Consider the following 13232-nt stretch of genomic DNA (forward strand, 5'->3'; position numbering starts at 1 on the left):
GTACATCAGAGGGCGCGCTTTGCAGACCTACAGGTTAGAGGTCAGGTTTTTATAAAGCAAGGATGCTTAAGGTGCAGGGAAGAGATTTGTTGCACAGGACTTACGCTTACCACTCTTATTAATTACTAGGCCATAATCTCTAACGATGTCTTTCTAATGCCAATTGAATGAGGTGATCGACTAATTCTGTGAAGGGAACGCCACTTTTTTCCCACATTTGCGGATACATACTTGTTGCTGTAAAGCCTGGTAATGTATTGATTTCGTTAATCAGAATTTCTCCTGTGGCTTCAACGTAGAAGAAATCGACTCGTGCTAAACCCGCCGCGTCAACAGCCGCAAAAGCTTGCAACGACATCTCTTGAATCGCCGCAGCGACTGATTCTGGTACAGATGCAGGAATTGACAACGCTGCTCGACCCGCAGTATACTTTGTTTCATAGTCGTAGAAATCGCTCTCAAAGGTAATTTCTCCGACGACCGAAGCTTTGGGGTTATCGTTGCCCAAAACCGCACACTCTAGTTCGCGAGCAACAACGCCTGCTTCAACAATTAACCGCCGATCGTAGCTAGCGGCATTATCAAGCGCTGCTTCTAATTCACTGCGCGAACGCACCTTGGCAATACCGACCGAAGACCCTAAATTCGCGGGTTTCACAAAGCATGGATAACCAAGCGTTGCTTCGATCTGGTCGCATAATTTAGGAAACACGCAAGGATTTGACCACACTTGCGCGCGGTTAATTGCCATGTATTTGACTTGCGGTAATCCAGCTTGGGCAAATGCCATTTTCATCGCGATTTTATCCATGCCCATTGCGGAACCTAATACCCCAGAACCTACGTAGGGTACCTGCATTAATTGCAACAAACCTTGGACTGTACCGTCTTCACCATTTGGACCGTGCAGTATCGGAAACCAGACATCGACATCGGCAACTTGCGACGGCGACGAAGCTGAGGAAACGGGTAGACAGAAAGAGGTGGGAATTGGTAGCGATGTTGAGTTGTCACTCGGTAGCTGCGCATTTGATTCATCAAGTTGGAGGGGAGTACCAGACGCGAGAACTTGTTGCGCGATGTCTCCAGGAAGCCAGCGCCCATCCTTTTGAATATAAAACGGCAAAAGTTCGTATTTTTGTTGATTTGAACCTGATAGGAGTGCTTGTGCGATCGCGCGTGCGGAACTAATTGAAACTTCATGTTCTCCCGAACGACCGCCAAACAGCAATCCTACTCGCAATTTATTCATCGGCTAATTCCCTTTTAGGCGCTCCTCATTGGGCAATAGCGTACCATAGGGAAGGCTCAAGATGTCATGCGATTGCGATAGACGCTAAATTCAGCTTCTAGTCCAGGTAAATGTACAGGCTCGCACGATAAGGATTCTAGTTCATCAGCAAATTCGCGTAATCGTTGAATATTCGTTTGTAGCCGCGACTTAATGCCTTGCGCGCCTAATGCTAAACAATCAGGGCAAATATCACCGTATTCAATGCCTTGGTTGCTATATATTGATGCTCTTGCTGTTTTGAGATGGTAAAGACAACCACAAACTAAGCATTTATTTTGCCGTCCTCGTGTAGGTTCTTGGTGAAAACGAATTTTCATGCTATGACCTCTTACGCTTTACTTCAACGTGCGATCGCTTTAAGGTTGGTCATTGGTAACTGGTAATTGGTCATTGGAAAGTAAGCATCAACAATTACCGATTACCCATTCCCCGTGACCTGAACTAAATGATTGCTATTGTGGTTAAATTGTGACCGGTTGGCGGACAACAACTTCACCCGTTAAGCTAAAGGCGCGGATTTCGGTAATTTTTACCTGTACTAGCTTACCTTTAAGTTCCGCAATATTTCCAGGGAAGAACGTTAAGCGATTACCACGCGTGCGCCCCATAACTTGCGCAGGATCTTTGGGGTTTTGATCTTCGACTAGCACTTCTTCAGTTCGACCGAGGTAGCGCTGCGAACGCTCGGATGCTTTAATTGCAACAAGATGATTGAGCCGTTGTAGGCGATCGCTTTTCACTTCTTCACTCAGTTGATTTTCCCACACAGCGGCTGGCGTACCTGGGCGCGGCGAATACGCAGCGGTATTCAAGTGGTCAAAACCAATATCATCAACAAGTTTGAGCGTATTTTCAAACTGGGCTTCGGTTTCTCCAGGGAAACCCACAATCGCATCTGCACTAATCGACGCATCAGGCATATACCGCCGAATTGTATCAATAATTCGCCGATATTTTTCTTGCGTGTAGCCCCGCGACATTTGTTTGAGAACTTCGTTATCGCCTGATTGAAAAGGAATGTGGAAGTGTTCGCACACCTTGGGTAATTCTGCACACGCACGAATCAAACGTTCCGTAAAATAACGTGGGTGACTCGTCGCAAACCGCAAACGTTCAATTCCTGGTACATCATGCACGTCATACAACAAGTCGGTTAACGTATGCAAATGGCGTCCTTCTGGTGTCGTACCTGGTAAATCGCGTCCGTAAGCATCAATATTTTGCCCTAGCAACGTGACTTCTTTGAAACCTTGTCTTCCTAGTTCTACCATTTCTGCGCGAATTGCTTCGGGCGTCCGCGATTGTTCCACGCCGCGTACATTTGGAACTACACAATAGGTACAACGTTCATTACAACCATAAATAACATTAACCCAAGCAGTCACCGTGCTGTCACGGCGCGGCTTTGTAATATCTTCAACAATGTGAATCGGTTCTGTGGCGACTATCTGATTCCCTGCAAAAACTTGTTCGAGTAAGTCTTGTAAGCGATTAGCGTGTTGCGGTCCCATGACAAGATCGAGTTCGGGTACTCTTCGCAGTAGCGACTCGCCTTCTTGTTGTGCAACACATCCAGCAACGACTAAAGTTAATTCGGGGTGTTCGTGTTTGCGCTTTGCTTGTCTACCAAGGTAAGAATAAACCTTCTGCTCAGCGTTATCTCGAATTGTACAAGTGTTGTAAAGAACCAAGTCTGCCTGATTGGGATCTTCTGACCACTCAAAGCCCATGTCTTCTAAAATGCCAGCCATCCGTTCCGAGTCGGCTTTGTTCATCTGGCAACCAAAAGTAGTGATGTGGTAGCGACGGTTAAAAGTGGTCATTGCGATCTAGTCAAAATAGAAGACAGCATCCAACTTTCAATTATAGATTTTTTGTTGGTAATGTTTGGCGACACTCATCTTAATACAGTTCATACTTAAGTAGCGTACACGCTAAAGCACCGTTATAGATGGGAATGCGCCGCGATGCTCGTAGTCCAACTTTTTTTGCTAACTCTTTGTTACCTGTCAGAACAAACGCTGTCCAACCTTTGAAGCGTTGTTTAAACACATCGCCAAGCAGTTTATAAAGTATACCTAGTTCTTGAACATCTCCTAAACGTTCCCCATAAGGAGGGTTACACATAAGAACTCCGCAATCGGCTGGCGCTTCGAGGTGAGACAATTCTGTTTGAGCAAACAGAATTTGATGTTCAAGACCGCAGCGTTGGGCATTGCTATGTGCTTGCGTGAGGACATTCGGATCGCGATCGCTTCCCCAAATCGGTGCAGGCAATTTTGCTAATTTACTCTTTTGCGCTTCTGCGAGTAGCTGTTGCCATAACTGAAAGTCAAAATCAGGAAAGTTTTGAAAACTGAATTTTTGACGAAACAAACCTGGCGCAATATTCAAAGCTTTTAACGCCGCTTCGATGGGTAAGGTTCCTGAACCGCACAACGGATCTAAAAACGGTAGATTGGTATTCCACTCAACGATATCTAAAAGCGCCGCTGCAAGCGTTTCCTTAAGGGGTGCTGCACCCATTGCTTGGCGATAGCCGCGTCGATGTAAACTCGTACCGGAACTATCTAAACTGACAGTACAGCGATTTTGACGAATATGAACGTTAATCGCTACGTCAGGATTTTGAATATCAACGCTCGATCTTTGACCTGATTTGCGGCGCTGCTGGTCTACGATGGCATTTTTGACCTGTAATGCGGTGAAGTGCGTGTGGTTGAGTTTTTGATTGCCGCCTGTGCAGGTGACTGCTAATGTATTGTCAGGCTTGAGGTACTCATCCCAAGTAATTTTTTGTATTTCTTGATAGAGAATATCTGAGTTAGGGCAGTCAAATTCGCGAATAGGTACGAGGACTCTAAAAATTGTTCTTGCCCAAAGATTCACGCGGTATAGCAGTGCGCGATCGCCAACAAAATGCACCCCAGTAAAGTCAGGACGTATCTCTTTCGCCCCTAAACGTTCTAACTCAGAGGCGGCAACGGGTTCTAGTCCGCGTTGCACGGTTGCAAAATAGCTATTCACATTCTTGAAACTAAGATGGGCTTTTGCCCATCTTAGCAGCTACTCCTGCAGTTGTGTCATGAGCTTTTCTTTATCAAGTCTGCGCTTTCTGGCGTAAAGTTGAATCGTGACTGCCATTGCAACAATCATCGCTAAAATACCCCACGCTGTAATATCTGTAGGTAAATTGTTTTTGAATACCGCCAGTAACACAATTGCGACAAGAAACACTGTAGGTGCTTCATTCAAAGCACGTAGCTGTTGACTACTCCAACGACACTCATTTTTTGCTAATTGCTTCATTAAGCGACTGCAATAGTGATGGTAGCCAATCAATAGAACGACAAATAGCAGTTTAATATGTAGCCAACCTTGTTTGAGAACTTCCGGTTCCGTGCTGATTAACCCGATCGCCATTGCTACCGTTACCAGCATTCCTGGTGTAGTTATGATGTTATATAACCGTTTTTCCATCAACTGGTACTGATTTTTCAGAATTGTTTGTGCGGGTTCTGGTTGTTCATTCGCCTCAACGTGATAGATAAATAGGCGCACTAAGTAGAACAATCCGGCAAACCAAACAACAATACCGACAAGATGAAATGCTTTAAACCAGTAATAAGCCATATTCCTAAATCTTTGCTAAAATGTGGTCTTTTTGATTCGGGTACAAACACAAACTTTAAACCTGATAACTCCCTAAATTTTAGTTTTCTTTGAAACTCTTAATCTCACTCAACTCAAATCCTATTAACAATTATTCTTTAGAGATCTTGTTAAGAAAAATAAAAACTTCAGTAATTTTCTGTAAACTACGTATTGCTACTTGTAGAACAAATAACACCAGTCAGTGATAAAGTCTGCATTTTACGCCAGCGATCGCACTCCCTTTCACAATCCTTCATTAGTTAAAAATTACAACATTTTTATTAGAGATTGTTTTTTTATGCTTCATCATATTTCAATTGCAGTTGATCATCCACTTCATGTTGCTGACGTCTTAGCGCAAGTTTGTAACGGACAGTCACTTCCTTTTCCACCACATCCAGGGAGTTATATTGTACTTGCTGATGATGAGTATGGTACAGCAATTGAACTGTTTCCTACAGGAACTGAACTAATTCCTGGAGTTCAAGAAGCAGCATTTTCACACAATAGTTCATCTAGCCCCTTTACCGCCGTTCATGCAGCAATTTCAGTTCCGGTTAGTCGTGAAAAAATTGAAGACATTGGCGCACGCGAAGGTTGGTTAGTTAGACAGAACAATCGCGGTCCATTTCATGTGATTGAGTTCTGGGTAGAAAACAAACTAATGTTAGAATTTCTGCCGCCAGACCTCGCGTTAGAATACTTAAACTTCATGCAACCACAGAACTGGAGAGCATTTCTTGATAGTATAGTTCCCGCCGCCATCAAGTCGTAACTGCATCGACGTAGAGTTTCATGACAACATTAATTTTACTAAGTAGGTGGGCATAATTAAATGTCACACGTAACATTTGTCAGGTAATGGATAATAGAGACTCTTTCTAACTAATAGACCTCCTGCATGAATCACAGACGCCCTCCGACTAAAGTCAGGACTATCTAAGCAAAGTGTCCCTTCGGGCACTAAAACAAGATTTTTATGGCTAATTCCACTTCGGTGGACTTTTTTGTATTCAGCTGGCTAATTTATTCGCGATTCTCTTCACGTAGGAGGTTTATTCAATTTTACGCCGGTTTCCACGTACCATGAAACCCCATCGGAACTACGCTAGGTAATCTTAGGCGACAAATTGGAGGTTCAGTGAGGCGATCGCTCAATATCCAAACTTCACTACTATCAGTATTACCATCGTAGACAATTGTAACGATCCAACCTCGATTTGGATTTTCAGGATTCGGAGCATAAATTGGTTCGGTGGGGTAGCGGTTTTCACCACAATCGGCGATCGCTAATGTTTGAGTTTGATAGTCAAAACGCGCGATCGCCCCAAACATTTCTTTTCGAGGATCAATACCTGGGCGATGTACCGAAAGATAAATTTGCTGTGGTTCTTTTCCGACGGCGTGGGGAGGAATGACCGGAAATTCACAATGCCGATCTAAGATGTTTTCCATTGTTCTCACTTTGCCAAGTTGCGGATCGAGACATATTTTCCACAGCGCACTTTTCGCAACAGTATGCGTTTCTCCTGTGGCGACTTCTTTGAGATATTGATTTGTTTGAAAATCTTCATAGCGGACAACATCAACGATAATATGACCGCGATCATCTACGTAACCATTAGCAAAATGCCATTGATACCAAGCTTTAGTTTCACCGCGACAAACAAGCGCGAGATTGCGATCAAATACTAAAAACTCTGTACCAAGTTGCGGTTGCCATTCTAGCGAATCACTAAAGTTATTCAATCCGATGAGAATCGGTAAGGGATTGAGGCGCACCGGCGGGATAAAAAACACAAGATACTCACCTGCTAAGACGAAATCATGCACGAGGGAAACGCCTTTAAGGGCAAATGTTGCGTGTTTCAAAATCCTGCCTGTAGCATCGCTTTTATAAAGGTTCAGCGTTGCATTTAAGCCAGGAGTAACACCAAAGTTAAAGATCTCTCCTGTTTGAGCATCAATTTTGGGGTGAGCAGAATAGGGTAAGTTATTTTCTAATTTTCCTAAATCGTCGCATCCCCAGGTTTGTAGTGTTTTCAAATCAAGCGCATAAGGATTACCACCTTCCCATAGCGCCAACAGTTTATCAGGAAGTGCCAAAACAGATGTATTTGCGGCATTTTTGATTGGTTTGAACCATTGATTCCAGATTGGTCCTGGTGCCGTCATGCCATAGTTACCATAGAGGAATTGTCCTGCTGCGGCTTCCTCCTGATAACCTTGTGTTTGTACATAGCGATATAAGGCTGTAGCTTCAGTGTCAGTAAAATCGACTGCGAGAATCGCACCATCGCCATCAAACCAGTGTCCCACGTGCGTTGTACCGCGTTCGAGTCGTGCAGGACCGTTGCGATACAGCGTACCACGTAAATTCGCAGGAATTTTGCCTGCGAGGACGGGTAAAGTCGTCAGCGAAAATTCTTCGGCAGGTTGCGCGATCGCTTTTGCCCAAGTTTGCGTTGCTGGTTTACTTGTTGTGTGCATTCTTTAGCTTGTGTGCATACTGCGGTGACTTTCCCTAGGGTAGCAAGAATGCTCTTTCGCTCGTGGCTACTTGAGAATTACCTGTATAAATTTTGCATACCTTCTCCTCTCAGATATAAATTATGAAGATTTGACATCATGTTTCCAGGCTATATTTATTAATTTAGATAGTCTAAAACAATATAGTAATATCATTTCCGGTTAAGTAACCTTTCGTTGTGATTAGTTACTAGTTACTAGTCACCCTTCACCATTTTGATCATCACTAATCAACCAAATTTAATATAACTATGAATTCTAAAAATAGAGAAGTAGAAGAAAGCTTAATTATGTAAGTAAGAAATTGCGGTTAATATTGGAAGTAATTTGAAAAATGTTAAACAATAAAAATTGCCAATTAAGATTTAGTTTATGAATGCTTTGATCCAAGAAGTCAAATCAAGTTTATTACAATTATTAGGGAATACGATTGAAGCAATTCCAGCATTTGCAGCAGCAATTATTATCCTTTTCCTGACGCGTTATGCAGCCAATGTCACACGGAGAATGACTCATGTAGCGACAAAGCGAGTAGTTAAAAGTCAATCGCTGCGATCGCTTCTTGTACAAATTACTCATGTTGCAACTTGGGTAGCGGGTGTTCTCCTTGCGTGTGTCATTGCGTTTCCCGATTTGCGCTTGGGAGACATTATTGGTTTACTTGGTTTAGGTTCAGTCGCATTTGGTTTTGCTTTTCAAGACATCTTCAAAAATTTTCTGGCAGGGGTATTGCTACTCTTAAATGAGCCTTTTAGATTAGGCGATCAAATAATAGTTAATGGTTCAGAAGGAACCGTAGAAGATATTACGATTCGCTCGACTCAAATTAGAACTTATCAAGGAGAACGCGTACTTATTCCCAATGCGATCGTGTTTACAAGTTCGGTGCAGGTACTTACGGCAATGCCACATCGTCGCACTGATTTAGAGTTAGGTGTTGACTATAACACTGATTTAGCAAGTGCGATTGATTTGTTGCTTGAAACTGTTAAACAAGTCAAAGGTGTTTTGCCAAGTCCATCACCTGAAGTTGATGCAGTTGCCTTTGGTGATAGTGCGATTGAGTTAGTAGTGCGTTACTGGAGTGCGCCGCAAAAAATTCAAGTACGCCAAACGAGAACGCGGGTGATTATTGCGCTAAAGCAAGCGTGCGATCAAGCAGGAATTAATATTCCTTATCCAATTCGGATGCTTTACTATTACAACCAAGAGCAATTTAATGACCACTATCCGGTTGAAGATCGCGCTGATTCTCATATCGATTAGTGTTATTTCAGCAGCGTTATAGAGCAAAGCGTCCAGACGCTACGCGGTACTCTGAAAATATGCAGAAGGATTTCGTCTATCTAGCTAAAATAAGATATTTTTCTAACGTTTGTAGTTTATCAATATGGTATCTCCTTACTTGTGGAATAAAAACACCTGAACAGGTGTGCGTTCAGCTTCAGCTAAGGAGCAACTAGGGATTGAACATGGCGATCGCTCTGTTGCAGTGCAATGAGCTTTGACACATTTGGGTGCAGAAGAATCCTTAGGACAAGCAGCTAAGAGATTTGAGGAACACCATAGCTGGGCGATTGATAGAGCTACTGTGTGCCGAGAAGTAGAGAAAATAGCGCTAAAAGCACAAAAATACATAGAAATTCGGCGTTTAAAGCCAGGCTAAGATCGTCAAAGCCTCTCATTACTAGACCAAATACGTTAAAATCTTTTTATTTACAGCAAAGAAAATAAACAAGACGATTGTATTCTGGATTTACAAAATCGCCTTCTTGATTGTAAACACCAACTATTTTAAATCCTACACTATTTAAACTAAACTCAATTTCGGCTCTTGAATAGCTTTTTAATCTCTGGCGCACAGTGGAATGTTGAGAGTGTTAACCAAATTCTTTCTGATTGTAGCCAAAAGCTAAAGTGATAAAATCCTCTATCTAGTAAAAGATTAGAATTTTCATGGCACCAAATCTCTACAGGTAATTGGGTGACTAAATCTATGACAGTTCCCCTCTTTCCTGCTAATTGTGCTTGAGCAACCTCTTCGAAGCTATCAAGCTTGCAAAACACTGCTCCTAAAACCGAACACTCTGCTATCCAAATCTTCTCAAACTTTGATCTAGCAAATTGAATACTTTCAGGTATAGTTCGACTATTTCTGTAATACCAAGCTGCTTTTAAATGTAGTGCCAAATTCTTAAAGACTTTCTCAAATAATTCGGCAGAAAATGTTAGCAACCGTTGAGACATTTCTAGTTGACTAGCACTCCACGGACTACACCGCAAAAAACCTTCCCTGGCCAACATCCTTGTTCATTCCGTCACTCCTGCCACAGCAAGGTAGCACCGCAGCTACCATCAACGGTAGGTTGAGAATTCTGTCTCTTCACCCCAGTTGCCGATAGTATTTTTGTCTTGTGAGCGCTGGTGTAAATATAGCTTCCAGTTGCGAGGCAATTGCTTCATCTTCTACCACTGGGCGATGTTTCTTTTTGGCATAGTCACGGTTGCTCCGGCTCACGACGTCATCCCTCTATAGCTTAACTGCTATGAGTTTTACATTAACCAATCCTGACTTTTAATAATTGTTTGGCAACCTTAACTTGAATTTGTGGCTAATGGCTTTGACCTGTCTCAATCTCGCCTACGAGAAGCCTAACGGCTGACGTCACTGGTCATGCTCCTCGACACACCCCATCTGATTGCCGTCGTGGAGACACTGTTAGTTCAGGTGGGTGTTGAACGACAAATAATACCAATTCTCCAAAGTAAGGCGACAGATGAGATAAGATTTGTAGCGTGTTCAAGGGTAGGATATGGCAGGGGTGTACAAACTAGAGATTGAAGAGAGCGAGGAAGACTTCAAACAACTGCTGAGAGGGCAAAAAACAGCATCGGCTAAAGAGCGAATTCAACTGTTGTACCTGCTCAAAACCAAGCAAGCCGAGACGGTGCAAGCTGCTGCTCTTCTTCTAGGACGGCACCGGGGGACCTTGCAAGAATGGTTGCGCTCTTACCGGGAAGGCGGCATCGACGGGTTGCTTAAACGCAAAGCGCGTTCGGGTCGTCCCCGTGCGATTCCTGACTGGGCAGAGGACTCTTTGCTCAAACGATTACAGCAACGGCAAGGATTTGATGGGTACAAAGCGATTTGTGATTGGTTGGAGAACGCTTTGGGGCTCGCAGCGAAGTACAAAACCGTGCACAAACTGGTGCATTACCGATTGCAGGCATCGCCTAAAGTGCCACGACCTGTAAGTGGAAAGCAGTCTCTTCAGCAGAAGGAAGCATATAAAAAAACTTGAGTGCGAACTTAACCATGCTGGTATAGGTAGCAGTGAGTGTTTTGAGTTGGAGTGGCAAGGTACGATTCTTCTGTGGTGATGAAACTCGACTGCGGTTGAAAACGCTGGGAGGACGTAAAATTACAGCCAAACGAGTCAAGCCCATGAAAGAGGTGCAATGGCAATTCCAGGCAACCTATCTCTACGGTATTGTTGAACCCAAAACAGGAGAGCACTTCTTCTTTGAGTTTTCTCACTTAAATACCAGTTGCTTTCAAGCGTTTCTGAATCTAGTGTCCCAGCAGTTCAAGGATGAGTTGTTGATCATCCAGTTGGACAATGGTAGTTTTCACAAAGCCAAGCGCTTACAGGTTCCAAGCAATATCATTCTGCTATTTCAACCGCCTCATTGTCCTGAGCTAAACCCGATTGAGCAAGTGTGGCAATATCTCAAGCGGCGATTGCGTTGGAGCTTACCCACCACACTTGACGAGTTGCGTCAGCAGTTGAGAGAACGACTGGAAGCACTTACTCCTCAAGTCGTTGCATCGATTACCGCACGCCACTCCATCTTGGATGCTTTATCTGTCGCCGGAATTTAGAGAATTGGTATTAATAGACCGAGTGACGACAATTAACTTGACTGGCTCACCTGGTTGAGGGAAAAAGATTTACCCAAAGCAATAGACACCTAAATGAAAGACACTAGGCAACGTCAATTATAGCAGTCGCCAAGACAATTAGGACATAGACTCAGAGGTATCCACCACTCTAGAAACCTGAGTGCGTTTATGGCAAGAGCCTACAGTTATGACTTGCGACAAAAGGTGCTCAACGCCATCCAATTAGACGGCATGAAGAAGAGCGAGCCGCCCAAGTGTGTCAACTGAGTCGCAACACGATCAATCTGTGGCTGAAGCGACAGGAAGAAACTGGAGATGATCACGCAAAGACGACTCGTCCGCATCAAACGAACCGCAAAATCACCGATTGGGACAAGTTTGCCTCCTTGGCCAAGCAGCATGGGGGCAAAACCCAAGAGCAAATGGCGCAGTTGTGGGAAGAGTAGATTAGTGTTCGCACGATTTCCAGGGCGTTACAGAAGCTGGGTTGGAGTCGAAAAAAAGACGTATGGCTATCGAGAACGGGATGAGCACAAACGAGCGGCGTTCCTCGAACAACTAGCCAAGATTCGCTTCTCAGATCGGGTCTACATCGATGAATCAGGAATGGATGAACGGGAAGATTACGGATACGGCTGGTGTGAACCGGGAGTGCGATTTGAAGCGCTCAAGTCGGGGCGACGTCGGGGACGAGTCAACATGATCGCTGCTGACTGTGAACACCAGTTGAATGCTGCCTTTACCGTGGACGGCTCTTGTCATCGAGTCGTATTTGAAACCTGGCTAGAAAATTGTTTACTGCCCACACTACAGCCGGGCAAGGTGTTGATTTTGGATAACGCCACGTTTCATCATGGGGGACCGATTGCGCAACTGGTTGAGGCTGCCGGGTGTCGGTTGTTGTATCTACCTGCTTATTCGCCAGATTTCAATCGGATTGAAAAGTGTTGGGCTTGGCTGAAAAGTCGTATTCGCAAGATTTTATCCAACTTTGAGTCTTTACGCCAAGCAATGGAATCAGTTCTGAAAGATGCTGTGTCCTAATAGTCCTGTCCATAGCTACATGATTCTAGTTTTTTTGATTTCAGCCGCAGCTTGTTTTTGATTGTATAGCTCTTGTACTTTAGCAATCAATTGCTGTAACTACTCATGCTTTAGACCAAACAAAAAGGAAACCGAACCCGTCCAAAGACAGCGCGCAGAGTATTGGCAAATGATTCAAGGCATCCTGGCTAAGGACATGATTTTTATCGATGAATCTGGGATTAACTTGGCTATGACTCGTCTGTTTGCCAGAACCCCAAAGGGAGAATGAACCCACGACAAACGACCCACTCAACGGGGACAGAATGTTTCTTGAATCGGGGCGATCGGGCTTGATGGTGTGATTACACAGATCGCCTTATTGGAGGCAACCGACGGTCTCGTCTTTGAAGCTTTTATTGCTCAAAAGTTAGTTTCTCAACTTTGGCAAGGAGCCTGTGTAATTATGGATAACTGTTCTATCCATCTAGGTGAAGAGATTGAGACTCTAATCACAGCTGCTGGTGCCAGATTAATTTATTTACCGCCCTACTCGCCTGACTTTTCTCCAATTGAGAGCTGTTGGTCGAAGATCAAAAACATACTGCGTCTTCTTGGCGCTAGAACCTATTCGAATTTAGCAAAAGCTATTGAAGTAGCTTTTAACAATGTGTCGCTAGAAGATCTCCGAGGTTGGTTTACTTATTTCTGCTATTGTACCTCACTACACTAAGAAACGCTATATTTGGTTACATGATGTGGTCTTTGGTCTATTCATCAATCGCTATGAATTTGGTTTAGACATCTAAACTTGCTCCACAAGTCTAG

At 43.8% G+C, this 13232-nt stretch carries 11 protein-coding genes and 2 pseudogenes; 6 read left to right on the forward strand and 7 right to left on the reverse strand.

Annotated elements, in window-relative coordinates:
* Nucleotides 1-139: 139 nt before the first annotated feature.
* From NIES1031_RS11875 to hemJ, 5 genes are all read right to left on the reverse strand, one after another.
* On the reverse strand, nt 140-1252 hold the full coding sequence (locus NIES1031_RS11875) for a D-alanine--D-alanine ligase family protein (protein WP_073549574.1): 1113 nt from the start codon (nt 1250-1252) through the stop codon (nt 140-142).
* A 56-nt stretch (nt 1253-1308) separates the two neighbouring features.
* Nucleotides 1309-1611: a hypothetical protein gene (locus tag NIES1031_RS24360; RefSeq protein ID WP_015190211.1), complete on the reverse strand. Its 303-nt coding sequence runs from the start codon at nt 1609-1611 to the stop codon at nt 1309-1311.
* Nucleotides 1612-1755: 144 nt separating this feature from the next.
* On the reverse strand, nt 1756-3117 hold the full coding sequence (miaB, locus tag NIES1031_RS11885; protein ID WP_073549575.1) for a tRNA (N6-isopentenyl adenosine(37)-C2)-methylthiotransferase MiaB: 1362 nt from the start codon (nt 3115-3117) through the stop codon (nt 1756-1758).
* 79 nt (nt 3118-3196) lie between these two features.
* Nucleotides 3197-4321 (reverse strand): THUMP domain-containing class I SAM-dependent RNA methyltransferase, encoded by a 1125-nt coding sequence (locus NIES1031_RS11890; protein ID WP_073549576.1) that lies wholly within the window; start codon nt 4319-4321, stop codon nt 3197-3199.
* 39 nt (nt 4322-4360) lie between these two features.
* Complete coding sequence (gene hemJ / locus NIES1031_RS11895; protein ID WP_073549577.1) at nt 4361-4927, reverse strand: protoporphyrinogen oxidase HemJ; 567 nt, start codon at nt 4925-4927, stop codon at nt 4361-4363.
* Nucleotides 4928-5246: 319 nt separating this feature from the next.
* On the opposite strand from hemJ, the gene NIES1031_RS11900 reads away from it, so the two are divergent.
* Nucleotides 5247-5723, forward strand: a complete 477-nt coding sequence (locus NIES1031_RS11900; protein ID WP_073549578.1) for a hypothetical protein — start codon at nt 5247-5249, stop codon at nt 5721-5723.
* Between the two features lie 290 nt (nt 5724-6013).
* On the opposite strand, the gene NIES1031_RS11905 is transcribed toward NIES1031_RS11900, so the two are convergent.
* A complete protein-coding gene (locus tag NIES1031_RS11905) occupies nt 6014-7438 on the reverse strand; it encodes a carotenoid oxygenase family protein (RefSeq protein WP_073549579.1) in 1425 nt (474 codons plus the stop codon).
* A gap of 411 nt (nt 7439-7849) precedes the next feature.
* Here NIES1031_RS11905 and NIES1031_RS11910 point away from each other — a divergent pair, with 411 nt between their 5' ends.
* Nucleotides 7850-8743, forward strand: coding sequence for a mechanosensitive ion channel family protein (locus NIES1031_RS11910; protein ID WP_073549580.1), 894 nt, complete (start codon nt 7850-7852; stop codon nt 8741-8743).
* Between the two features lie 696 nt (nt 8744-9439).
* Here NIES1031_RS11910 and NIES1031_RS25635 read toward each other — a convergent pair.
* A pseudogene (locus NIES1031_RS25635) lies at nt 9440-9950 on the reverse strand (IS4 family transposase); the annotation flags it as partial.
* Nucleotides 9951-10290: 340 nt separating this feature from the next.
* Between NIES1031_RS25635 and NIES1031_RS25640 the strand changes: the two are divergent.
* The 4 genes and pseudogenes from NIES1031_RS25640 to NIES1031_RS26235 all read left to right on the forward strand — a co-directional run bounded on the left by NIES1031_RS25640 (nt 10291) and on the right by NIES1031_RS26235 (nt 13137).
* On the forward strand, nt 10291-10779 hold the full coding sequence (locus tag NIES1031_RS25640) for a helix-turn-helix domain-containing protein (RefSeq protein ID WP_073549582.1): 489 nt from the start codon (nt 10291-10293) through the stop codon (nt 10777-10779).
* A 32-nt stretch (nt 10780-10811) separates the two neighbouring features.
* On the forward strand, nt 10812-11360 hold the full coding sequence (locus NIES1031_RS25645) for an IS630 family transposase (protein WP_236738808.1): 549 nt from the start codon (nt 10812-10814) through the stop codon (nt 11358-11360).
* Nucleotides 11361-11549: 189 nt separating this feature from the next.
* A pseudogene (locus NIES1031_RS11935) lies at nt 11550-12425 on the forward strand (IS630 family transposase).
* A 340-nt stretch (nt 12426-12765) separates the two neighbouring features.
* Nucleotides 12766-13137, forward strand: coding sequence for a transposase (locus NIES1031_RS26235; RefSeq protein ID WP_178378118.1), 372 nt, complete (start codon nt 12766-12768; stop codon nt 13135-13137).
* Nucleotides 13138-13232: the final 95 nt, after the last annotated feature.

This window comes from Chroogloeocystis siderophila 5.2 s.c.1 (assembly GCF_001904655.1).
In the GTDB taxonomy this organism is placed as follows: Bacteria; Cyanobacteriota; Cyanobacteriia; order Cyanobacteriales; family Chroococcidiopsidaceae; genus Chroogloeocystis; species Chroogloeocystis siderophila.